Consider the following 22,691-nt stretch of genomic DNA (forward strand, 5'->3'; position numbering starts at 1 on the left):
CCTCTTCCCTGTTTCGCATGATAGGCCGTCATAATTCTGCAAGCGTGCATATGACACAATAAACCCATATGAGAACAGCGGTGTGGGCGCGAATTCATGCATTTATGCAGCCTTCCACTTATTTGTGGCGCACCCTGCCTCTTGCCCTCCTGTTGATGGTCATGCAGGCTTTTCAGCTGTTCAAGAGCACTGATGACAGCTTCTGGGACCTGTGGACCCGGCTGCTTCCCGGCTATTCCAGCAGTCCTGTGGTGCTGGTCACCATTGATGAAAAAACCCTTTCAGAATACGGGCGAATCAGCAGCTGGGACCGCCGCCTCTACGTGCAGGCCCTGGACCACCTGCAGGAGGCCGGGGCAACTGCCATCGGACTGGATGTGCTTTTTCCAGAGCGTTCCCCTCAGGACCGTGAGTTCATTGCCGCACTGAAAAAACCCAATGTGGTCCTGGCAGATGCCGAGATCTTCGGGCAGCGGGTGCCCAGACACCCCGACCTGAAGAATGCAAATTATGGGGCCATCCTGCTGAACACCTCTTCGGGCAACATTGCACGCACCTTCCAGACCCGCTACACCTTCGCCTCCGATGGGCGGACTTATCCTGGTTTTGCGGCCCAGCTGGTTGAAGCCTCTGGAACGGCAGTCCGCCCTTCTGAAGTTCCCCAGTACCTTTCTTACAACGCACCTCCCGGACAGGGGTTCTTGCGGCTCTCTTTTTCAGATGTGATTGCTGGAAACTTCCGTTACGGGGACGTGCAAAACCGCATTGTGCTGATCGGGGTGACTGCAGGCGGCCTGGAACGCGATCAGGTGCTGAGTCCCTTCAGCCAGGGCTGGCTGGGAAACCCCCTGCCCATTGCAGGGGTGGAAGCCCAGGCCACCGCAGTGCACACCCTGCTGCAGGGAGGGTTCACCTCTCCCCATCCCATGACCCTTGCGGTGCTCTCTGCCCTGATCCTGCTCCTGATCGCCTGCACCCAGGTGCGGGGTCGGGTGGTGGTGGTGCTGACTGCCTTCCTGATTTTCGCCCAGGGCATGCTTTTTCAGGAGGGCCTGATCCTGCCCACCACTGCACTGCTCCTGGCCGTGGTCGGAGGCCTGCTGCTCAGGCTGGTCTTTGCCTTCGCAGACGTGCAGCAGGGCATCAATGCACAACTTAAACGCCTCAGTGCCCAGTTCAATGGAGACCGTCCTTTTCTGGGCAACCCCCTGAAACGCCTGGAGCTGCTCAGGGAAATTGAAGAGAAACTGGCCCAGGAACGCCAGCGGTTGCAGGTGCTGCTGGACAATGTGGACGCACCGATGTTCCTGGCAGGCGCGGATGGCAAGATCACCCTGCAAAACCCATCTTCCCTGCGCCTGCTGGGTGAGGACCCAGAGTTGCAGGACCTCAAGGAACACTTTGATGTTCCAGACCTCGCAGAAGGCATTGACCGGGTCCTCTCCGGCGAGAGCAGTTACGAGGCCCTCAGCGAAAACGGCCTGATCACCCTGCGGCCTCTGGGCACAGGAGGACTGGTCGGGTCGGTCACCCCCACCAACCACTTCACCCACCTGCTCGAACAGCACGACCAGCAGGCCGCAGCCATCGTGCACGATTTCCGCAGCCCACTCACCAGCATCATGGGTTTCGCCCAGTTCATGGAGGCAGACGCCACCCCCGAACAGAAGGAAATTCTGGGCATCATGCTCTCGGAGGCACGCCGCATTGCCGACCTGATCGACGACTTCCTGATGGTCTCCCGTTCCAGGGCCGCCATTCTGGACATGCGCGAGGTGGACCTTGCCGCCCTGATTCGCCGTGCTGCCGCGGTGGCTGCACCCATGTTCACCGAGAAACACATGGTGTTGCAACTGGATTTGCCCCGCACCGTCTTCGTGGAAATTGATGACCGGGCCATGACCCGCGCCCTTCTCAACCTGCTCTCCAACGCCGTGAAGTACTCCAGTCCTTTCAGTGAAGTGACTGTGCAACTGAGGATGCAAGACGAAGAGGTGCTCCTGAGCGTGCAGGACCACGGGGTGGGCCTCTCCCCTGAAGACCAGCAGCGCCTTTTTGGACGTTTCTTCCGCAGCAGCAACCCGGCCATTCAGGAAGTCAAAGGCACGGGTCTGGGCCTCCACACCGTCAAGGAACTGATCAAAGCCCACGGGGGTGAAATCTGGGTGGACAGCGAACTCGGAATGGGGTCCACCTTCACCATTCACCTGCCCTTGAAGGAAACGGTGCTGGTGCCGGAACTGGTGTAAAGAGTCATCAGCAGTCAGCAGTCAGCCATCAGCAAGACTGCAAGAAAAACAATCGCATATGACATCAACCCTGGCAGGTACAGCAGCAAAACATCATTCAATCAGAAACTGACCTCTTCTCTGCAAAAGCCACCGCTTTCACTGGATGCTGACCGCTGACTGCTGATGGCTGATCGCTTTAGAATTCTGGCTCCCACAGAAACCTGGAAGGCTGAATGCGGTCCTGAAGCTGGATGTCCCCGTGGTAGGTCTTGCACAGGTCAAAAATGATCTCTGGAAGGTGCTCGCCTGCGTTGGGGTTCACGTAGATCTCCTGAATCAGGTCATCGAGGTTCACATCAAAGGACTGGAAAATCGGGGTGTCGAAATCCTCGATGTGGTTTTCTGCCTGTGCAGAGTAGGATTTCAGTTCCTGCTGGTCGATGCAGTGGGCAAGCAACCTCACTTCGTTTTCGTACTGGAAGCTGATGTCCTTGAAGTTGACGTTGTTGACCTTCACTTCGGATTCGATGTTGCTGGAGGTCATGTCGATGTAGTGGATTTTGACAAGCTCCATGGGCTGCTCAATGGGCCGGATGGCTTTTTTGAGGCGGCTTACGGTGGTGTTGATGCAGACGCTGTTCTGCTCGCGGCCATAGATTTTCCACATGGCGTAGCATTCCTGATCGGAGATGTTCCAGCAGACCACGTGGGTGTGCTGCCGCATGTAGTGCAGGGCACGCTGGGTTTCCCGTTGTTTGTGGCGCGGTTCGTTGTCTTTGACCTTCAGCTCCATGGCTCTGGGGAGGTGCCCCTCAAAGTGGTCCTCGAAGGTGTCCACCCTTCTCAGGGCCAGCTGGGACCTCTGGAGCAAGAAGAGGAAGCTGGCCAGGTCCATGTAACGCCAGATCAGGGCGTCGTCCGGGACTTCACTGCATTTCAGAGGCATGGGTTCACTTTAGTGAGCGGCTTCACCGTCAGAAAGCATGAAAGTCTCAAATCTTGACGCTTCATCAAAAAAACCTCCCCATTTCTGAGGAGGTTGAAGGGCAGCTGTGCTCAGGCAGGTGAGGTCTGGGCTGTCAGGAAAGCTTTTGCGTCGATGGGTTTGATGACCTGGAAGAAGCTGTTGCGCTGGGCAGGTTGGAAACCTGCATCGTCGATGATGCGGATCAGTTCCCGCACGGTGGCGTTGTGGCGGCTGTGGCCCCCTGCAGCAGAAACCACGTTCTCTTCCAGCATGGTGGACCCGACATCGTTGGCCCCGTAGAACAGGGCGGTCTGGGCCACCTTGAAGCCCTGGGCAGGCCAGGAGGCCTGGATGTTGGGCTGGTTGTCCAGGGCAATGCGGCTCACGGCGAGGTTCTGCAGGTACTCGTAGGCCGTGGCTCCGGGGGCTTTTCCGGCGAGCCTCGTGTTCTCGGTCTGCAGGGTCCACATCGCAAAGCCCGCAAAGCCATTCTGGTAATCGTGCAGGGCTTTGTCCTGCTGGTCCCGGATTTTGATCAGGTGGCTGGCACGCTGCTCCAAAGTCTCGCCAAAACCAATCACCATGGTGGAGATGGTGTAGAGGCCTTTTTTCTGGGCGATGTCCAGAATCCGCAGCCAGTCGAAGGTGCGAATCCGGGCAGGGGCGGCTTTGGCCCGCACGTCATCTTCCAGAATCTCTCCGCCTGCCCCGGGCAGACCGTCCAGGCCAGCCTCGATCAGGCGGTCCAGAATCTCATCTGCGTCCATCCCAAAGAACTTCTCGAATCCCAGAATCTCTTCCGGACTGAAAGCTTCAATGCGGATGGTGGGGTGGTTGGCCTTGATGTGCCTGAGGAGCCCGGTGTAGTACTCAAAGGGCAACTCGGGGTTCACGCCCCCTTGCATCAGGATGCGGGTGCCTCCCACGGCTTCAAGCTCCCGGATTTTCTGGGAGATGTGCTCGTAATCGAGGGTGTAGGCATCGGACTGCTTGCGGGTGCGGTAGAAGGCACAGAAGTTGCAGGCCACATTGCACACGTTGGTGTAGTTGATGTTGCGGTCAATCAGAAAGGTCACGGTATGAGGGTCGGAACGTCTGAGCCGCAATTCATGGGCCACTGCGGCAACATCACCGAGCGGCAGGTGGTACAGGGAGACGATCTCGGCATGGGAGAGGCGTTCTCCGTTCAGGGCTTTTTCCAGGACATCCATCACCCTCACTCTAACACCGCTGGGCCTGAGAAATTGGGGAGGAATGACCTGTTGGGAAGGAGCCGTCAGCTTTCAGCCGTCAGCGAGCAAGCCCCATCCTGGGTGCTGTTTTGCTCAAGAAGCCATCAGCAAAAGATTTATTGCTGCGTTTGCAGCAGGCCAGGGAAAGGTTTGAGCTGTACCAGAGGGTCAAACATCTGTTTGATCCGGCTGAAGTAAACAATCCTGTGTGTTGGTGCTGACGGCTGAAAGCTGACGGCTGACGGCTTGCTGCGGGGACATCGCCTCCCAGCGACTTTGCGCTGACCCTGCTTCTGCGCAAATCCCTGAAGCGCGGGAACGACATTTTATATACACTGGGATCATCTCGTTTTTCGTCTGATGTGCCTGTCTGCTGTGCATCGGGACCCGTACCCACATAAAGCCTGAACTAAGGATGTGATCCATGATGGATGATTCCCAGCCCATGAATTCCGCCCCCCAGGGTGCCCTGATCCGTGACCCGGACAGTGGGGCCTACAGCCGGGAGCTTTTTGCTCCACGCCTCGCTGAGGAGGCCGCCCGGGCCACCCGGGAGCTCAGTGCCCTGACCCTGTGCCTGCTTGAAGTTCGTGCTGAAGGAGGGCTCTCTGGCGATCAGGTGCGGGAGGTGCTTGCGCTGGTCCGGCAGACCCTCAGGGTTTCGGATGTGATTTTTCGCTTCAGTGATGCCGAGTTTCTGTTGATGCTGCCTGCCACCATCAAATCGGATGGTCAGATGACCTGTGAACGCCTGCTGCAGAATCTGCGGGGACAACTGCCTGCTGAGGTTTCGCTGCATGTGGGGCTGGCAACCCATCCTGAAGACCTGCTGGACCACGAGAAACTGCTGGACCTGCTCTATGCCCGCAAGGATGCTGCCGTGCAGGCAGGTCCAGACACCTGTGTCTCCACAGGCAGCTGAGGCCCATGTTGAGCGGGCTGTCAGCCCACAGTGACAGAGGTTCTTTTAAACTGCATTCAAATGCTGCGCACTGGAACGATGGAGTGAAACATGGAACATCAGCCTGACCCCACATCCACCCCCGATGAACTCCTGATCCGGGACCCCCTCACCGGAAGTTACACCCGTGGCCTGCTGGAACCGCGTCTTACCGAGGAACTGGCCCGTGCTGAGCGGGAAATCAGCCCACTGGTGGTGTGCCATTTCGATCTGGATGGTTTTCGGGATTACAACTTGGAGCAGGGTCCCGAAGCAGGAGACCAGGTGCTCAGGGATGCCACACAGTGGACGTACCAGTCGATTCGCTCCTCGGATTTGCTGTTCCGTTCTGGTGGGGATGAATTCGTGCTGGTCCTGCCCTCCACCACCCGTGAACAGGCCATGGTGGTGTGCCAGCGCATTCTGGAGCGGTTTGCGCAGGGGCCTGTGTCCATCAGCATGGGGGTGGCCTCCTATCCTGAAGATGGGGACGACACCCTGACCCTGCTTCTGGTGGCCCAGAAGCGGCAGCAGGAGGCCCGCAGCAGGGGCACCGGGCAGTTTGTCACCCATGAGCAGGGGGAGAGCCCCAGAATCTATTTCAACACCCAGATGAAGCCCGTGGAACGAGAGGAGCAGTTCAGTGCCCTCGAAGCGTTCCTGGGTGCCCTCCCAGAGCACCGTCAGGGCGTGCTGCTCCTGGACAGTGAACCCGGATCTGGACGCACCTTTTTTCTGAGAAAGGCCGCCATGCTGGCCCAGCAACAGAATTATCTGGTTCTGCCCCTGATGTATTCAGGAACCCCTGAAGGCACCCAGACCCTTGCCGAGACCCAGGTGCTGCAGGGTCTGCTGGACGAAGTGGAACATGCTGCAAAAACCGGTCTGCTGGTGCTTTACGATGCTGCTGTGGCGGTGCCTCCACAGGTGCTCGGGCAGGTGCTCACAGAGCACGACAACTCCAGGGCCCTGGGCATCATTGCCGTGGGAGAACCAGATGCAGCACCTGCAGTTTCGCTGTCCCAGGTCATTTCCTTGCCCCCTTTCACAGTGCAGGGGCTGCACCGCTGGGTCAGGGATGTCTTCCACTGGGACGCTCCCCTTTCTTTCATCGAGCTTCTTCATGAGAGCACTGAAGGCTTTCCAGGTCGGGCCGAACAGCACCTGAAATCCATGCTCGCTCAGGGAAAACTGCAATACACCGGAGGGACCTGGACCGTACAGCCTGAGGCCTGACCCCTCAAAGACGCAGAATCAGCAACAGAGGCTGACCCACCGGGGTCAGTTTTCTGTTTTTGCCCCCTTCGATTCGCACGGCCTCGAGTTTTTTCAGGTGCACAAAGTCACCATACGGCAGGTCGATCAGCACCTCCCCTTCCAGACACAGGTAATAGGAATCCACCGCATCATCGGGTCTGGGCTCACTGAGCAGGCAGGTGAGGGCTTCTCCACCGGTGTGGGGCAGGTGCAGGGGGGTGTTGGGCAAAGTCTGGGAGAGCTGTTTCAGCTGGATTTTCATGAAAGAGAGACCTTTCGACAACCATGACTGCTGCCCTCCAGACGAGGAAGTTCACAGTCAACAGTTGACAGTTTACAGCGAGAGTTGGCCAGTGGGCCCAAAAAGAGAGAAGAGGGATCTCCCTCTTCTCTGGCATGTCGTTGAAACATTCAAAAGGCCTGTTCAGGCTGTGACGGTTTTGCGCCAGGCTTCCTGCAGTTTCTTGGAGATCTGCAGCATCATGCCTTTGGCTTTTTTGACGTCCAGCCCGAGTTCAGGGGCCACGTCTTCCGCTTTGCGGTTCTCATCCCTGAGGGCCACGATCAGTTTGCGTTCCGTGTCACTCAGAACATCCAGATGGGACTTGAGGTCCTTCCAGTCTGCTTTTTCCTTGACTTCAGGGGCTTTGCTGGCAGCTTTTGAAGCCTTGGCTGCAGTTTTTGAGGTGGCCTTGCTGGTTTTGCTGGAGCTTTTGGCCGCTGCTTTTGCAGGGGTTTTGACTGCTGTTTTGCTGGCCTTGCTGCTGGTTTTGGCAGCAGGGGCTTTTCTGGCTGTTTTGCCTGCCTTGGCCTTGGGTGGCTTGCCCCGTTCTGCCATGAGTTCACGGGTCTTTTCAGCAGTCAGGCTGTGGGCGTCTTCTCCTGCCCGCAGGTAGGCATTGTTTTCACCGTCGGTCAGGTAAGGTCCAAAGCGGCCCACCTTGACCAGAATGGGGGTGCGGTCCGGGTACTCGAAGACCTTGAGGGGAGCTGCGGCCTGCCCACGTGTTCTGGGGGCAGCGAAGAGAACACGGGCTTCTTCGGGCGTGACTGTGAAGAGCATCTCGTGGGTGGCGAGGGTGCGGTTGTCCTTGCCTTTTTTCAGGTAGGGGCCATAGCGTCCGTTCATGGCCCACACCTCTTCCCCATCGAGCTCTCCGACCAGTCGGGGAATGGAGAGCAGTTTGAGGGCACGTTCCAGCGTCATGCCGCTCAGGGAGTCTGTGGGAAACAGGCTGGCGGTTTTCTCGCCCATCTGGACGTAAGGGCCATAACGGCCTGCCTTGGCAACCACATCCTGTCCGGTTTCCGGGTCCTGTCCGAGGATGCTTTCGTCTCCCCCTTTGGAGAGGAGGTCTTCGGCCTGCTCCAGGGTCAGTTCGTCGGGGGCAATGTCGTTGGGCAGGGTGGCACTGGCCTCCCCTTTTTTCATGTACGCCCCGAATTTGCCCAGCCGAACCTCAATGTCTGAACCTTCGAGGGCAGGGACAGGAATCAGGCTGATGGCGCGGGGATCAATCTGATCGAGCTGTTTCTGGATCTGGGATTTCAGGCCCTCATCTCCGAAGTAGAAGGCCTGCAGGTAAGGCACATGCTCCTTACGGCCTCCGGCAATCTCGTCGAGGTCTTCTTCCATGCGGGCCGTGAAGTTGTAGTCCACCAGCCTGGAGAAGTGGTTCTCCAGCAGGGCCTGGGTTGCAAAAGCCGTCCAGGTTGGGATCAGGGCTGTGCCCCGTTTAAAGACGTACCCCCGGTCCTGAATGGTGGAGATGATGCTGGCATACGTAGAAGGGCGACCAATCCCGGCACCTTCGAGCGCCTGCACCAGGGAAGCTTCGGTGTAGCGGGCCGGAGGCTGGGTGTGGTGCTCGCGGGTGCGCATGTCTTTCGCACGCACCTCGTCCCCTTTCTGCATGGGGGGCAGGATCAGTTCGCGGTCTTCAAGGGCGGCTTCAGGGTCGTCACTGCCTTCCACGTAGGCCCGCAGGAATCCCGGAAAGTCGATGGTTTTTCCGCTGGCACTGAAGATGGCATCTGCGCCCTGCAACCGCACCTGCATTCTGCGGCCTCTGGCGTCGGCCATCTGGCTTGCGACGGTGCGCTTCCAGATCAGGTCGTAGAGCCTGAATTCATCGTCGGACAGTTCGCCCCTCACGTCCTGGGGGGTGCGGAAGCTGGACCCGGCAGGGCGGATCGCCTCGTGGGCCTCCTGGGCATTTTTGGCCTTCTTGTCGTAGGTGCGGGGGGTGGGGTGCAAATAATCGTCCCCGTACATCTGGCGCACCTGCTTGCGGGCCGCCTCCATCGCCTCTTTGGAAAGGGTGGTGGAGTCCGTTCGCATGTAGGTGATGTACCCCTGCTCGTAAAGACGCTGTGCAGTACGCATGGTGCGCTGGGCACTGAACCCGAGCTTTCTTGACCCTTCCTGTTGCAGGCTGGAGGTGATGAAAGGGGCGTAGGGCTTCTGGGTGAAGGGGCGCTCTTCGGTGGAAACCACCGAGAACGCAGTGGTTTTCAGTCGCTCCAGCAGGCTTTCTGCATCTGCTTTTTTCAGCAGAACCACTTTCGCATCGGGCTTCAACTGTCCGGTGAGGGGGTCAAAGTCTTTGCCGGTGGCCAGGCGCACCCCACCCAGTTCAATCAGGGCTGCGGTGAATCCCTCGTCTTTGAGGGTTCTGAAAAGGCCCTCCAGGCTCCAGAACTCTGCACTTCGGAAACGCATGCGTTCCCGTTCACGCTCGACGAGCAGACGGGTGGCCACACTCTGCACCCGGCCTGCACTGAGTTTGGGGGCCACTTTGCGCCACAGCACCGGAGACACCTCATAGCCGTACAGGCGGTCCAGCACCCGGCGGGCCTCCTGGGCATGCACCAGGTTCTCATCGATCTGGCGGGGGTGCTGGATGGCGTTGCGGATGGCCTCCGGGGTGATTTCGTGAAAGACCATGCGCTTGACCGGCACCTTGGGTTTCAGTTCCTGGTACAGGTGCCAGGCGATGCTTTCCCCCTCGCGGTCATCGTCGGTTGCGAGCACCACCTCCCGGGCCTCTTTGACCAGGGCCTTCAGGCGGGCAACGTGTTTTTTCTTTTCAGAGGGCACCACATAAAGAGGTTTGAAATCATGCTCCACATCAATCCCCAGGCTGGCCCAGGGCTTCTGCTTGTACTGCTCCGGCACTTCAGAGGCCGAATTCGGCAGGTCGCGGATGTGCCCGATGGAGGACTCCACCTGGTAGTCTTTCCCCAGATATTTCTCAATGGTTTTCGCCTTGGCGGGCGATTCCACAATCACCAGTGTCTTAGCCATTACCCAAACCCCATCACCCCGAGTGTTTCCATGCTGCTGTGCAGCGGTCTGTGTCAACGTTCTGCAAGGTGTTCACCGACATGCCAGTTGTTTGCGTTTTCCTGTTGTTGACAGGCAACTTCAGGCTGAACGTCCAACTTCAACTTAGCGGCACATTAGCATAAAACCCTGACTTGCGCTAGCGCATCAGACAAGATTGACAGCATAGAAAACCGCACTGTTTCGCTGAAAATCCTGATCTTGTGGAAAGGCCTGCACACAAAAACCCAGGTTTCCCTGGGTCTGGATCTTGGGTCTATAGGCCTGCCCCTGCGACCATCACATGACTTTCTTGCGTTTGCGCAGAATCGGATAGAATTCTGCAAGTTTGCGCCTGAAGAAAATGTAAGTCAGCAGTTCCTGCACATCAAAAACCACATGGTTGCCAGGAATGTAGGCTGGCAGGCGCTTGTCGGACAGCTCCACCCGTCCCTGTTCATCAAATTGCTCAAAAACCTCTAAGGTGGGGTCTTCCAGACTGGCTGCAGGCACATAATGCACGCAGTACTCCAGACGGGGATCGTAATAGGTGAGGGGTTCTTCCACAAAAGTCGCTTCGCTGCAAGATGGGCAGGTGGTGGTGTTGATTTTCCCTGCAAACAGGTCATCGTGCAGATCGGGGTGGGTCCCGATGTTGATCACCTCATATAAGGTCACCTGATATTTCTTGCTGCAATTCGGGCAGGTAAATGGGTGCTGTCTGGAGCTGGTCATGTTCATTTCATTGTACAGAAATCTTACATTTTAAGTAGTGCCTGCGGTCAGACCGAAAAACAAAAACACCGCACCATTTTGTGCGGTGTACATGGGGAATCCGTCTCAGGCGTGAACTCACTCCACGTAGGTGAGCCAGTGGTCATACCTGGGGTTTTTCCCGGTCACAATGTCCATGTAACGCCCACGGATTTCACGGGTGATTTCCCCAGCACGGCCACTGCCGATTTCCCGGAAGTCGATGCTCGAAATCGGAGAGACCTCGGCAGCAGTGCCCGTCATGAACACCTCGTCGGCGGTGTACAGTTCATCCCGGGTGGCCATGACCTCCTGAACCTCCAGACCCATGTCACGGGCCACATGGAAGATGCTGTCCCGGGTGATCCCGGTGAGGGTCACGCTGTGGGCAATGGCGTACATCTTCTTGCCCTTGAGGAAGAAGATGTTCTCACCGCTGCCCTCGGAGACGTACCCTTCCTTGTCCAGCATGATGGCCTCATCAAAACCTGCACTGATCGCATCTGCCTTGGCGAGTGAGCTGTTGATGTAGTTGCCCCCGGCTTTGGATTTGGTGGGCAGCACATTGCCCGGAGAACGCGCCCAGGAAGAGGTCACCACCTTTGCACCTTTCTCGATGGCCTCATCGCCCAGGTAGGTGCCCCACTTCCAGGCAGCAACCATCACTTCCACAGGGCAAGGGAGGGGGTTGAGGCCCAGAGACTCTCCGCCCCGGAAGGCAAGAGGGCGAATGTAACAGGCGTCGTACCCGTTGTCTTTGACCACAGCCTTCACTGCAGCATTGATCTCGTCCGCGCTGTAGGGAATGGGCATGCGGATGATTTTGGCACTGTTGAACAGGCGCTCGGTGTGCTCCTGAAGACGAAAGACCGCAGCCCCCTTTTCGGTGGCATACGCACGGATGCCCTCGAAAACACTGCTGCCGTAATGCAAAGCGTGAGCCAGAACGGAAATGCGGGCCTCTTCCTGAGGAACCATCTTGCCGTTCAACCAGATCAATCCTGCTTGGATACCACTCATCAAAGCCTCCTGTGTGAATCGCCCCCAAATTTTACCTTATGGAACGCTCAGCCGTCAGGGATCAGCAATTGGGCAGAAAGCCGAACACCAGAATCCTTGCACCTGTGAATGGTCTGCTTTGAACCGCTTGCTTCCCTGAAGAAACCTTGCGAAAAATCGAAACACCCCATCAAAATCCACAGCTACACTGAAAAAAATGCTTCTGCTGGATGAAAAAGCTGACCGCTGACTGCTGACCGCTGATCGCTCCCTTTCAATGTGATCCATCTCGCATTAGTATGAAGTTCGGAGTTGGAGCAGCATGAGAACACACTGGCCACAAGTGGGCATCGTCACCCTTGGCATGATGGGCTTTCCCCATGCCAGTCCCGCAAACATCTCAGATCCCAGTCCCACAGTGATCGTGCTGGGTGCTGCCCAGTACAACGGCAAACCCTCCCCCATTTTCAGGAGCCGCTTGCAGCATGCACTGAACCTTTACCAGACTGGGCGGGTTCAGAAGGTCATCGTGACCGGAGGCAAGGCCGAAGGAGACCGTTACAGCGAGGGGGAGGCAGGCCGGAACTTCCTGATCCAGAAGGGGATTCCTGCAAAGCATGTGCTGGCTGAAACCCGCAGCCGCAACACTTATGAGAACCTGAAGAACGCAAAAGGATGGGTGACCACTCCCGTCAGTGTGGTCACAGACTCCATTCACATGCCCAGGGCGATCGCGATGGCCAAAGACCTGGGCATGGAGGCCCACCCCAGCCCCAGTCCTCTGCCAGAAAACACCAGCAAAGACTTCCTGGAGAACTATGCTGCAAGAGAGCGCCTGGCTTATATGGCCTACATCCTGATGGGCGAGAAGGCCACCGGCAAGAAATAACAGCACCTGAACCTTATAGGAGGCCTCCGGGTCTCCTTTTTGCTGGATTTTTCATGCAATTGTACCGTTTTGAATAACAATTTCTAAGCAACACTGTGATCAGGATGCAACTCCTCACTCAATTTCTCCGTACAATTCTCGCATGAAACGTCTGTCCGTCCTGATGTTGCTCCTCTTGGGTGCAGCTCAAGCCAAAACCGAAATCAAACTCTGGCATTACCTGAGTGCAGAACCCGCTCCCACCCTGTTCAACCAGTTTGCAGCTGAATTCAACAAATCCCAGGACGATTACGTGATCCGACCTGAGTACGCCGGTGGCTACAAGGAGATGGACCAGAAGATCATTGCTGGCCTGCGCGCCAACAACACACCTCCCGCCCTGCTGGTGGACAATGCCTTCTTTGTGCGCCTGATGCAGAGCGGACAGCTCAAGGACCTGGACAAATACACCGGGGTGATCCCTGAAAGCCTGTCTTCGGACATCTATCCAGTGGCCTGGAACATGGGAAAAAACAAAGAAGGACGCTTTGGCCTTCCCTGGGCGGCAAGCAGCATGCTGATGTTCTTCAATGGTGCAGCCTTCAAAGCCAAAAATGTCGCCCTGCCCGACACCTGGCCTGAGTTTTACACTGCAGCCCAGAAACTCACCTCCAGAGGGACCAGCGGGGTCTCTTTCATCACCGAATCCTGGATTTTTGCCTCCATGGTGTACAGCCAGGGTGGAGATCTGGTCAAAGACAACAAACCCAACCTGCTGGACCCCGTGGTCATTGAGAGCCTGCAGCAACTCGTCAACCTGAAAAACAAAAAAGCCCTGATTCCCAGAGCCACAGGCGAAGTGCAGAATGCTGTGATTGACTTCCTGCGCACCAAGACCTTCATGGTGGTGGCCCCCAGCAGTGCCTTCCCCCTGGCCTTCAAGAACCCCAATTATCTGAGTCTGCAGGTCTCTGCCTATCCCCTGCCTGGCTCCAGCATTGCAGGTGAAAGCCAGCTTGCCGTCATGAAATCTGCTTCTGATGCCCAGACCAAAGGGGTCATGGAGTTCTGGAAGTTCCTGCTGAAACCCGACAACCTCAGAAAATGGTCCACCGACGCCTACTACGTGCCAGTGCGCAAGAGTGTGGCAAAACAGGTCATGAATGACCCCATTCTGGCTGCCGCCGTGAAGAGTTTCGAACGCTCGCAGAACCTCCCTGCTGTTCCACAACTCGACGACTGGCGTCTGGACCTGGAAATTGCCATTGAGAAAGCCCTCAAGGGCAATGTTCCGGTGGAGCAGGCCCTTAAGGAAGCACAGCAGAATGCGCTGAAGTGAGCAGAAGGCTGAAGGCTGAAAGCAAATCCATGTGAGTGTCAGGTGCCGAGAGCCGAGAGCCGAGAGCCGAGAGCCGAGAGCCGAGAGCATCGTGATCTATGGGTTTGATGATGTCAATGAATTTGTAGGGGCGCAGCGTGCTGCGCCCTGTTGGCAAAAATGGCGTTGTGAACATCTGGGTTTCATGCTCAGAAACAGTGTTACAGTTGAAATCAGGCATTAGGCGCAAAATATCATTGCCAGCGCGGGATAAAATGTCCCTCACCTTCTGGCACAATGGAGGATCATGAGTTGGTTTCAACGTCTCAAAGAGGGTCTGAGCAAGACCCGTCAACAATTGAATCAATCGGTGGGGGTGCTGGGCACCGACCTGAAGGACATTTTCACCAACAGGCTTGAAACCCTGGAGGACCTGGAGTATGCCCTGATTGCTGCCGATGTGGGCCGTGCAGCCACCGAGGAGATTCTGGAGGACATCAAGAACAGCGGTCAGACCAACCTGCAAGAGGCCCTGATGAATGCCCTGATCCTGCAGCTTGAGCCGGATGCTCGCCGTGCCCAGTACCGCAAGATTGGCTTCAACCCGGATGCCAAACGGGTCACCGTGCTTCCAAAAGGCAAAGTGGTGATGATGGTCGGGGTGAACGGGGTGGGCAAGACCACCACCATTGCCAAACTGGGCCAGTACTACCAGGGTCTGGGGCGCAGTGTGATGTTTGCTGCCGGAGACACCTTCCGTGCTGCTGCAGGGGCACAACTGGGTGTGTGGGGAGACCGTCTGGGCATTGATGTGATCCAGGGACCGGACGGGGGCGACCCTGCTGCAGTGGCTTTTGATGCCGCCAGTGCCCGCAAAGCCCGTGGCGTGGACCTTCTGATGGTGGACACCGCCGGACGACTGCACACCAAGCACAACCTGATGGAAGAGCTCAAGAAGGTCAAGAGGGTCATCCATAAGGCCGATGAGAATGAACCCGCCGAGATCTGGCTGGTGCTTGATGCTGTCACCGGACAGAACGGCCTGAACCAGGCCAAGAAGTTCCACGAGGACATTGGCCTGACAGGCGTGGTGGTCACCAAACTGGACGGGACCGCCAAGGGGGGCATCGTGGTGCCCATCGTGCGGGAACTCGGGGTGCCCATCAAGTTCATCGGGGTGGGCGAGAAAGCAGAGGACCTGCAGCCTTTCGACCCTCAGGAATTCGTGCGAGCCCTGTTCGGCTTGGACGACTGAACCGCATGGATGTGCTGGAACGCCTGTACCAGTACCATCAGCCCCTGTCTGAAGTCACCCGGGAACAAGGCACTTCCCGGGTGCTCCTGTCTCCCCTCACCCCGATTCTGGCCCTGAATGCCGCTTATGGAGCCTCAGACCTGCTGCCCGCTCCAAAACTGGTGCTCTCCCAGAAACCCGTTTCAGGACTCAGGCTCGTTCAGGCCATTCAAGTGGGGCACTTTCAGCAGCAGACTTCAGAGCCAGCCCATCTGGTCGAACAGGTGAGCTGGTTGCAGACCCGCACCTTTGCGAAAGTGCTCTGCCACGCCTGGGGGATGCCCACCTGGGAGGAACTGGTCTCGCAGCACCTCAGCATGAAATTGCAGGAGCACCGGGAGTATGTTCCCCTGCTGAGCTATCAGGAAGGTCAGCCCACAGGTTGTGCCCTCCTGAAAGAAAATCAGGTGCACCTGTGGGGTGTGTCGCAAAAAAATGCACTGACCGACCTGCTGAATTATGCTGCTCAGTTCTCGGGTCAGAAGATCGAAACCACCCTGACCGCTGGATTTGATGTCCCTCTGCAGGATCAGGTGCTGCTGGGCTACTGGCTGGCATGAAAGAAACAGGGCGAGAAACAACTCGCCCTGCATTTGAAAGCATCATCATTCTGGTTGCAATTGTTTCTGTGCAGGCGTGATCCCACCAGGGCGCACCACCAGAGAGACCCCCACGGCAACGACCACCATTCCGACCAGGGCGAGGGCATTGAGCTTCTCTTGGAAGAGGAAGAAAGCTTCAATGGCTGTCACAGGAGGCACCAGATAGAACAGGCTGGTCACCTGTGCGGTGCTGGTGCGCTGGATCAGGTACAGGAGGAGCCCAATGGCTCCCAGGGACAGCACCACCACAAGCCAGATCAGAGCAAACCAGAATTCTCCGGTGAATTGCACCTGATGTTTCTCAAAGATCAATGCCAGTGGAATGAGGATCAGGCTGGTGGCTGCGTACTGCACAGCAGTTCCTGTGACCAGGGGCATGCCTGTTCCGAACTGCTTCTGGTACAGGGTCCCTGCTGTGGTGCCGATCAGGGCAATGCCCGCAGCAACATATGCCGCGATGGGAACATCCCCGTGGATCTTCTGGCTGACCACCATCACCACGCCCAGAAAGCCCAGCAGGAGGCCGATCCACTGCAGCACGCTTCCCTGTTCTTTGAGGGTGTAGCGGGCCACCAGGGTGCTGAGGATGGGTTGCAGGCCCACAATCACTGCGGTCATGCCGGCAGGCATCCCCATGTGGATGGCGTAGAAGACCCCGCTCAGGTAGGCCCCATGCAGCAGAAAACCCACCACAGCAGCATGCCAGTAATGGTCCGGGCGCATCCTGTTCTTCTCTTTGATCAGGGAGGCAAGACCGAGCAAAAGCACAGTGGCCACCACCAGACGCAAGGCAAGAAAAGTGAAGGGTTCAGCGTAGGGCAGGCCATATTTGGCACCGATGAATCCGGTGCTCCACAGGAGCACAAACAAAATGGGGGCGATTCTGGGCAGGGTCATGCTCACCTCGAGTTCCTGACAGTTTAAAGCCGATGCTCCGGGTTTAGGTGCATCGGCCTAGGATTTGTGAATTGTTATTCAGAGGGGCACCCTGAAAATGGGTATCAATTCAGGACTGCACCCGCGTTTCGAGGTCCTCGATGCGGGCAATGAATTCGGTGAGCCTGCGGTTCTCCTGGTTCATGCGGTCCTGTTCGGCCTTCACGAAACGGGTGTAAGGGGACAGGGCGTCCCTCAGGCGACCATCGAGGCGTTCCTGTTCCAGGTTGACTTCACGGCTCAGGGTTTCCCGGAGAAGGATTTTGGCGTCTCCCACCTGGTTCCTCACCTGGTTGAGGGCTGCCCTTCTGCGAATGGGAATCCAGTAGGCGCCCAGGAACACCCCGGTCAGGCTTGCCAGGATTCCGGTCACATCTGCGGCTGCACCCCCAACCAGTGCGATCACTGCGGCACCCAGTCCAATTCCGCCCACACTGATCAGGCCTGCCTGCATCACGCTGCTCTGGGCGTTTCCACTCATTTCCTGTGCGGCAGCAGGTTCAACAAGTTCTTTGGTGTGCTCCTCGGTCTTGCTTCTGAGGGCTTCGAGCACCGCACTGCGGTCCATCTGGAAACGGCTTCGGGGCATGTTCTCTCTGGAGCGGGACATCAACTGGTGCTGCACATCCTCCCAGAAACGCAGGTTCTTCTCCATCAGGCGGTCCACACTGTGAGAGAGCACTTTCTCCAGTTCCCGCTCCAGATCTGCCACAGCTTCCGTGCGGAAAGCCTGCTCCAGACGGTCAGGTTTCAGCAGGTCCAGGGTGCGTCCAATGCGGTAGTACTTGTTGATGAAGTTCTCTGCCCTCTCCTGAAAGGCGTTGAGGGGTTCATCCAGCAGGGTCAGGTGGTGGGCCAGTTCGTCTTTCACCTCATGGCCATGCACGCGGGCCTGCATCTCCAGGTGCTCGAAGGCCTGCAGGTCGGTTTGCAGCACACTGCGGCTGTGCTCCAGGTGATTGGTGTGCAACCGGACCAGTTCCCGCGCCACCCCGAGGGGGGTCATCAGCTTCAGGCGCACCCTTTCTTTTTCACTCAGGCGTTCCACCAGGGTGCGTTTAAAGCGCATGAAACCATCGTCTTCACCACGCTTCTGGTTGCGGGCACTCAGCATGAAGATCTGCGGGGTGACCCCCAGTGTCTGGGTGGCATGCTCGCGCACAAAAGACAGCACCTGCTCCCGGTCCGCCTGGGTTTCCAGCAGGTCCGCTTTGTTGATGATCAGCATGACGTTGCGGCCCCAGCGACGGGTCAATTCCAGGAACTGGCGTTCTGATTCGGTGAAAGGATGGTCTGCACTGGTGATGAAGAGCACCAGGTCCGCCCTGGGCAGGAACCCCTCGGTGATGGTCTGGTGCCTGCGGATCACCGCATTGGTGCCGGGTGTGTCCACCAGGGCAATGCTGTTCAGGTCCTCCAGTGGGAGGCGTTTGCGCACCACGAAAGGATCAGCGGTGGGCTCCAGTTCCCCCTCTTCCCCATTGAGCAGCACATAGATGCGGTCTGTGGTGGGGGTGACCCCCTCAGGAAGGGAGGTGGTGTTCAGGAGGGCATTCAAAAAAGAGCTTTTACCGGCGTTGAATTCACCGACCACCACCAGCAGGAACACCTCATCCAGTTGCAGCAGGGCCGCTCTGGCGTGCTGGGTGACATCTGCGGGAGCCCCGGAACTTTCCAGGAAGGCGTGCAAATCGGTCAGCAGGGCACGTTCTGCCTGCAGGATCTCTTGAATCGAAGGACTGACCAGCATGATTCAGTGTACGAGACCTGCGGGGCAGAAGTTCTAAGATTCCTTGCAGAGTGAAGAATGGATCAAAGTGCCGAGCGCCGAGAGCAGAAAACAGGTGCAGGCACAAAACACCCAGCGTCACCAGCCCATCAACCTGTCTTCTGCACATGGCAATCCCGATGAAATCCTCCGACCCCTGATCCCCGGTTTATTGCTTTTGTCCGTGGGATGCGTGGAGTAAAACCTCTCGCTGTGAACTGTCTGCTTTCCCAGATGCACCATTCCCTGCTGTGGTCTGAACAAACACTTTATTGGCCCACATGCTGCAACGCTTCCTCAAAGGCCAGTCGGGTGTGGTGCATGCGAACCTGCCCTGCCTGATACAGCTCCAGAAACTCTGGATGGGTGAACCACCTGCGGGCCATGATCTCTTCTGTGGGGACCTCCGGGACCGTTTCTCCAGGCAGAATTTCAGCCTCCCAGACGAAACGCTGCACCAGTCCACCGTCTGAATAGCGCCCCAGATAGGTGTTCAGAAAGGCTCCCAGCCTGACGTTGACTCCAGCCTCCTCGAGGGCTTCCCGCACTGCTGCATCTTCTGGGCGCTCTCCCTCTTCGATGGTGCCCATCGGGAGGTGCCAGAGCCCTCTGAATGGGTCTTTCGCCTGTTGTACAAGCAGAATGCGGCGCGCCTCATCCAGAATCACACAGCCTGCTGCCCTTGCCGTGGTGAACAGGGTGTAGCTTTCATCGAATTGCATGGGGTTCGGACTCCAGCTCTGCTCTTTTCTGGGCGGCTTTTTTCAGGCTGTTCCGGGTCCAGATGGGGGTTTCTTTTCTGGAGAGGGCCTCTTCCAGGGTGAGCCACTCTGCTGCAGAGAGTTCCTCTTCCTGAACCTGCACCTTACCTGAGAGGTAGGGGGCCATCATCACCACGTTGATGCAGGGCAAATCTCCGGCCAGGAAACTGTTGGCTTCAAGGTAGGTCAGGGGGCCTACCTCCAGACCCACTTCCTCCCTGACTTCACGCCTTGCCACGTGTTCCAGAACATCCTGCATGATTTCATGCTGCTCCACCTTGCCTCCTGGGAAAGCATAGGTGCCTCCAGCGTGGGCCTCATTCAGGCTGCGCAGGGTCATCAGGTAACGGTCCTTGTGGTGAATCACCACTTCCACATTGACAATAAAAGTTGGGGTCATTGTGCTTCACAGCGTAATACAGTTTCCAGAATCCATGCAGGGGTTCTGGGATCTTTGCGGAGGTCTTCAGGGGCCATCCAGAAAACTCCGGCGGTCTCCTCAGGCTGAGGAACGATTTCTCCTGAGGCATAATCCGCCAGGAAAGTGATAAACAGAACGGGTTGCTCTCCATGCAAGGTGGTGGTGCTGTAGACGTAACGCACATTCTGGATGTGGATGCCTGTCTCTTCCAGCACTTCTCTGGCGGCCACATGTTCAAGCACACCATCCATGATTTCATGCTGGTCCACTTTGCCACCCGGAAAACACAGGGTTCCTGCAGCATCCACATCTGAAGGAAGACGCAAATTGACCAGGTATTTTCTGTCCTTTTCAACCACCACTTCAACGGCCACTTTGAATCTGTCCATGTCCCGCAGTCTACTGGAAGACCCTTGAGGGATACATCATCCCACTCACATAAAACCCGCATGGTCGGCCCCTATAGTGGTGGAAGAGAATCATCAGGAGGTCTTATGCAAGCACGCACCCTGATCCTCGGGGTTTTCAGTTTGATTCTGGCATCATGTGCCCAGCAGGTTCCAGCGGGCACTTCAGGACTTTTCGCAAAGTTGCAGGGCAGCAATGTGGTTCCGGCAGTCACCACGGATGCCTGGGGTTATGCCAATGCCACGCTAAATGGAACAGACCTCAACATCACAGGTGCTTTTTACCGTCTGAGTGGCAAAGCCACCAGCATTGAACTCCGGCAGGCAAAAGTGGGTTCCAATGGTGGCACTGTGGTCTGCACCCTGGACATCCCTGAGGCTTCCCGTGAAGCCAAAACTGGCAGCTTTGGCAAGTTGTGCACAGCCAAAGACCATGGCATCCAGGAAGACCTGGTGAAGACCGGCAATTACTACATCACCGTGAACACAGCTGCCAACCCTGCGGGGGAAATTCGCGGACAGCTGGGATACGAATAAGAGGAGAATGGCGATGAACAAGCTTTATCTTGCACTTGGTTTTGTGGCTTTTGGTCTGGCCGCTTGCAACAACACCCCCACTGCTCCAGGGGTTCCCACTTACAACGCCAACCTGACTTCTGGCAAGGAAATTCCGGCTCCCACCGTCCCCAATGACTACAAAGGCGCGGGCAGCGTGAAAGCCACCTGGGATGGCAAGAAACTGACCGTCACCGGGAATTATGCCGCCCTGACTGGACCTGCCACCGCTGCACACATTCACGAAGGGCAGCCCGGCGTTGCAGGAGACCCTGTGTGTCCACTGAAAGTGACTGCAGACGCCACCGACAACAAAAAAGGCACCCTCTCCAACGATGGGGATTGTGCCCTGAATGAAGACAAGCTGCGTTTTGGCTTCTACTATGTGAACATCCACACTGCTGCCAACACCAGCGGTGAAATCCGTGGTCAACTGACCAAATAACATCACCAAACAAAAACCCTCTGGAAAACCAGAGGGTTTTGATTTGCTTTATTTCGGGGACTTCTCCAGGTCCTTCAAGAAGCCCTGGGCAAAGGGGGTCTGGGCCAGTCCCCCCTCTGCAGTTTCCTTGAGCTGCAGGGGCATCATGCGTCCCACCTGGGCCATTGCCGTGATCACCTCGTCGGGTGGAATGAAGCTTTCGAGCTGCGCCAGAGCAAGCTGCGCACTGCTCACTGCATGCACCGCAAAAAAAGCATTTCTGGACACGCAGGGCACCTCGACATAACCTCCCACCGGGTCACAGACCAGACCGATGGTGTTCATCAGGGCAAGGGCTGCAGCATGCACACAGGCTTTCGAAGTGCCTCCCAGAAGCTCGGTGACAGCCGCCGCCGCCATGGCGGCACTGGAGCCAATCTCGGCCTGACACCCTCCAGCGGAACCAGAGATGTACATCTGGCGGGAGATGGCCTTGCCGATGCCCGCAGCCAGCACGAGCGGCATCACCAGCTTTTCATCGTCCAGGCCGAGGTGGTCTGCAACCCCGATGAGTGCTCCAGGGATGGTGCCTGCACTGCCTGCAGTTGGAGCAGCCACAATGCGACCCATGCGGGCATTTTCTTCGTTGACGGCCATGGCATAGGCCTGAACCCGCTTCAGGAGGGGGGCATTCAGCAGGTCGGGGGCGTCCCACAGGCCCTTGGCATTCCAGCCCACCATTCCGGTGATGCTTTTCGCATCGGTCCTGAGGCCACGCTCAATGCTGTCTCGCATTTCACGGATGCGGTCCCGCATGACCTGCTTCACATCTTCAGGTTGCAGGCCATTCTCTTCACAGTCGGTGCACAGCACCCACTCACTTGCGGGGGATGGGGCTTTTAAGATGTCGTCCAGGGTCATGCTTCTCCTCAGAGGCGTCTGAATCCCGGCAGCATGCGAATCCAGCTGATCTCGGGAATGTGGGCGATTTTTCGAATGGCGTAATCGGACAGGGCACTGTCCAGCACGATGCACATCATGGCCGTTCCCCCGCGCTTTTCACGGGTGCAGGTCAGGCTTGCGATGTTCACCTCATCAATGGCGATCAGGCCCGTGACCCGGGAGATCATGCCGTAGGCGTCCTGGTATTTGAGGAGCAAGGTGGGCGAAAAACCATCAAAGGACACCCTGAAGCCATCCACTTCGATGACTTCAATGATGCCTCCCCCGGTGCTTGAGGCCATCACTTCGATGCTGGCCTGCCCACCTTGCAGGGTGATCTGGGCGGTGTTGGGATGCACGTTGCCCAGGTCCACATCCTGAAATTCAAAGTGCAGGCCTGCTTTTTCAGCTTCCTGGAAGGCCTGCGGGAGTCTGGGATCATGGGGTTCAAAACCCAGGATGCCAGCGATCAGGGCCAGATGGGTGCCGTGTCCCTTGCCGGTCTTGGCAAAACTGGCGTGCAGGCCAATCTGGGCTTTTTCGGGGGTGTGACCCAGCAACTGTCTGGCCGCCAGGCCGATGCGACATGCACCTGCCGTGTGGCTGCTGCTCGGGCCAATCATCACGGGACCAATCATATCCAGCAAACTCATATAGACAATTGTACTCCTTTGTATACCGTATACAAGTA

The 22,691-nt window shown here is 57.2% G+C and carries 22 protein-coding genes; 9 read left to right on the forward strand and 13 right to left on the reverse strand.

Annotated features, from left to right (window positions below; all coding sequences use genetic code 11):
• Positions 1–68: 68 nt before the first annotated feature.
• Positions 69–2,249: a CHASE2 domain-containing protein gene (locus DC3_RS10265; protein ID WP_146884275.1), complete on the forward strand. Its 2,181-nt coding sequence runs from the start codon at positions 69–71 to the stop codon at positions 2,247–2,249.
• A 178-nt stretch (positions 2,250–2,427) separates the two neighbouring features.
• On the opposite strand, the gene DC3_RS10270 is transcribed toward DC3_RS10265, so the two are convergent.
• Both DC3_RS10270 and mqnC read right to left on the reverse strand, forming a co-directional pair.
• A complete protein-coding gene (locus DC3_RS10270) occupies positions 2,428–3,177 on the reverse strand; it encodes a DUF2971 domain-containing protein (protein ID WP_146884276.1) in 750 nt (249 codons plus the stop codon).
• A gap of 110 nt (positions 3,178–3,287) precedes the next feature.
• A complete protein-coding gene (gene mqnC / locus DC3_RS10275; RefSeq protein WP_146884277.1) occupies positions 3,288–4,409 on the reverse strand; it encodes a cyclic dehypoxanthinyl futalosine synthase in 1,122 nt (373 codons plus the stop codon).
• Positions 4,410–4,854: 445 nt separating this feature from the next.
• On the opposite strand from mqnC, the gene DC3_RS10280 reads away from it, so the two are divergent.
• Both DC3_RS10280 and DC3_RS10285 read left to right on the forward strand, forming a co-directional pair.
• Positions 4,855–5,352: a diguanylate cyclase domain-containing protein gene (locus tag DC3_RS10280; RefSeq protein WP_146884278.1), complete on the forward strand. Its 498-nt coding sequence runs from the start codon at positions 4,855–4,857 to the stop codon at positions 5,350–5,352.
• A 90-nt stretch (positions 5,353–5,442) separates the two neighbouring features.
• Positions 5,443–6,606: a GGDEF domain-containing protein gene (locus tag DC3_RS10285; RefSeq protein WP_146884279.1), complete on the forward strand. Its 1,164-nt coding sequence runs from the start codon at positions 5,443–5,445 to the stop codon at positions 6,604–6,606.
• A 4-nt stretch (positions 6,607–6,610) separates the two neighbouring features.
• Here the strand turns inward: DC3_RS10285 and DC3_RS10290 are convergent, their stop codons facing one another.
• The 4 genes from DC3_RS10290 to DC3_RS10305 all read right to left on the reverse strand — a co-directional run bounded on the left by DC3_RS10290 (position 6,611) and on the right by DC3_RS10305 (position 11,725).
• Positions 6,611–6,889, reverse strand: a complete 279-nt coding sequence (locus DC3_RS10290) for a hypothetical protein (protein ID WP_146884280.1) — start codon at positions 6,887–6,889, stop codon at positions 6,611–6,613.
• Positions 6,890–7,051: 162 nt separating this feature from the next.
• Positions 7,052–9,934, reverse strand: a complete 2,883-nt coding sequence (topA, locus tag DC3_RS10295; RefSeq protein ID WP_146884281.1) for a type I DNA topoisomerase — start codon at positions 9,932–9,934, stop codon at positions 7,052–7,054.
• A 318-nt stretch (positions 9,935–10,252) separates the two neighbouring features.
• Positions 10,253–10,687: a CpXC domain-containing protein gene (locus DC3_RS10300; RefSeq protein WP_186815952.1), complete on the reverse strand. Its 435-nt coding sequence runs from the start codon at positions 10,685–10,687 to the stop codon at positions 10,253–10,255.
• Positions 10,688–10,804: 117 nt separating this feature from the next.
• The gene (locus DC3_RS10305) at positions 10,805–11,725 is read right to left on the reverse strand and encodes a branched-chain amino acid transaminase (RefSeq protein WP_146884283.1); all 921 of its coding nucleotides are present in this window, start codon (positions 11,723–11,725) and stop codon (positions 10,805–10,807) included.
• Positions 11,726–12,026: 301 nt separating this feature from the next.
• Here DC3_RS10305 and DC3_RS10310 point away from each other — a divergent pair, with 301 nt between their 5' ends.
• The 4 genes from DC3_RS10310 (at position 12,027) to DC3_RS10325 (ending at position 15,744) form a co-directional block, all read left to right on the forward strand.
• Complete coding sequence (locus DC3_RS10310; protein ID WP_146884284.1) at positions 12,027–12,593, forward strand: YdcF family protein; 567 nt, start codon at positions 12,027–12,029, stop codon at positions 12,591–12,593.
• Positions 12,594–12,735: 142 nt separating this feature from the next.
• A complete protein-coding gene (locus DC3_RS10315; RefSeq protein WP_146884285.1) occupies positions 12,736–13,911 on the forward strand; it encodes an extracellular solute-binding protein in 1,176 nt (391 codons plus the stop codon).
• A 286-nt stretch (positions 13,912–14,197) separates the two neighbouring features.
• On the forward strand, positions 14,198–15,145 hold the full coding sequence (gene ftsY, locus DC3_RS10320; protein WP_146884286.1) for a signal recognition particle-docking protein FtsY: 948 nt from the start codon (positions 14,198–14,200) through the stop codon (positions 15,143–15,145).
• Between the two features lie 5 nt (positions 15,146–15,150).
• Positions 15,151–15,744 carry a hypothetical protein gene (locus DC3_RS10325; RefSeq protein WP_146884287.1) on the forward strand — a complete coding sequence of 198 codons (594 nt, stop codon included), beginning with the start codon at positions 15,151–15,153 and terminating at the stop codon, positions 15,742–15,744.
• A gap of 45 nt (positions 15,745–15,789) precedes the next feature.
• Here the strand turns inward: DC3_RS10325 and DC3_RS10330 are convergent, their stop codons facing one another.
• The 5 genes from DC3_RS10330 to DC3_RS10350 all read right to left on the reverse strand — a co-directional run bounded on the left by DC3_RS10330 (position 15,790) and on the right by DC3_RS10350 (position 20,061).
• Positions 15,790–16,683: a DMT family transporter gene (locus tag DC3_RS10330; RefSeq protein WP_146884288.1), complete on the reverse strand. Its 894-nt coding sequence runs from the start codon at positions 16,681–16,683 to the stop codon at positions 15,790–15,792.
• Between the two features lie 109 nt (positions 16,684–16,792).
• A complete protein-coding gene (locus tag DC3_RS10335; protein ID WP_146884289.1) occupies positions 16,793–18,472 on the reverse strand; it encodes a dynamin family protein in 1,680 nt (559 codons plus the stop codon).
• A 287-nt stretch (positions 18,473–18,759) separates the two neighbouring features.
• A complete protein-coding gene (locus DC3_RS10340) occupies positions 18,760–19,212 on the reverse strand; it encodes an NUDIX domain-containing protein (protein ID WP_146884290.1) in 453 nt (150 codons plus the stop codon).
• A complete protein-coding gene (locus DC3_RS10345) occupies positions 19,199–19,651 on the reverse strand; it encodes an NUDIX hydrolase (RefSeq protein WP_146884291.1) in 453 nt (150 codons plus the stop codon). Before DC3_RS10345 ends, DC3_RS10340 begins: the two co-directional genes overlap by 14 nt.
• On the reverse strand, positions 19,648–20,061 hold the full coding sequence (locus DC3_RS10350) for an NUDIX domain-containing protein (protein WP_146884292.1): 414 nt from the start codon (positions 20,059–20,061) through the stop codon (positions 19,648–19,650). The genes DC3_RS10345 and DC3_RS10350 overlap by 4 nt, the downstream gene beginning before the upstream one ends.
• A 105-nt stretch (positions 20,062–20,166) precedes the next feature.
• Here DC3_RS10350 and DC3_RS10355 point away from each other — a divergent pair, with 105 nt between their 5' ends.
• Together DC3_RS10355 and DC3_RS10360 are read left to right on the forward strand one after the other, a co-directional pair.
• A complete protein-coding gene (locus tag DC3_RS10355; protein ID WP_186815953.1) occupies positions 20,167–20,616 on the forward strand; it encodes a CHRD domain-containing protein in 450 nt (149 codons plus the stop codon).
• A gap of 13 nt (positions 20,617–20,629) precedes the next feature.
• The gene (locus DC3_RS10360) at positions 20,630–21,079 is read left to right on the forward strand and encodes a CHRD domain-containing protein (protein WP_186815954.1); all 450 of its coding nucleotides are present in this window, start codon (positions 20,630–20,632) and stop codon (positions 21,077–21,079) included.
• 48 nt (positions 21,080–21,127) lie between these two features.
• On the opposite strand, the gene DC3_RS10365 is transcribed toward DC3_RS10360, so the two are convergent.
• Both DC3_RS10365 and sdaAB read right to left on the reverse strand, forming a co-directional pair.
• Complete coding sequence (locus DC3_RS10365) at positions 21,128–21,979, reverse strand: L-serine ammonia-lyase, iron-sulfur-dependent, subunit alpha (protein ID WP_146884295.1); 852 nt, start codon at positions 21,977–21,979, stop codon at positions 21,128–21,130.
• Positions 21,980–21,987: 8 nt separating this feature from the next.
• On the reverse strand, positions 21,988–22,653 hold the full coding sequence (sdaAB, locus tag DC3_RS10370) for an L-serine ammonia-lyase, iron-sulfur-dependent subunit beta (protein WP_146884296.1): 666 nt from the start codon (positions 22,651–22,653) through the stop codon (positions 21,988–21,990).
• Between the last annotated feature and the right edge of the window lie 38 nt (positions 22,654–22,691).

The sequence above is a fragment of the Deinococcus cellulosilyticus NBRC 106333 = KACC 11606 genome (genome assembly GCF_007990775.1).
Lineage (GTDB): Bacteria > Deinococcota > Deinococci > Deinococcales > Deinococcaceae > Deinococcus_C > Deinococcus_C cellulosilyticus.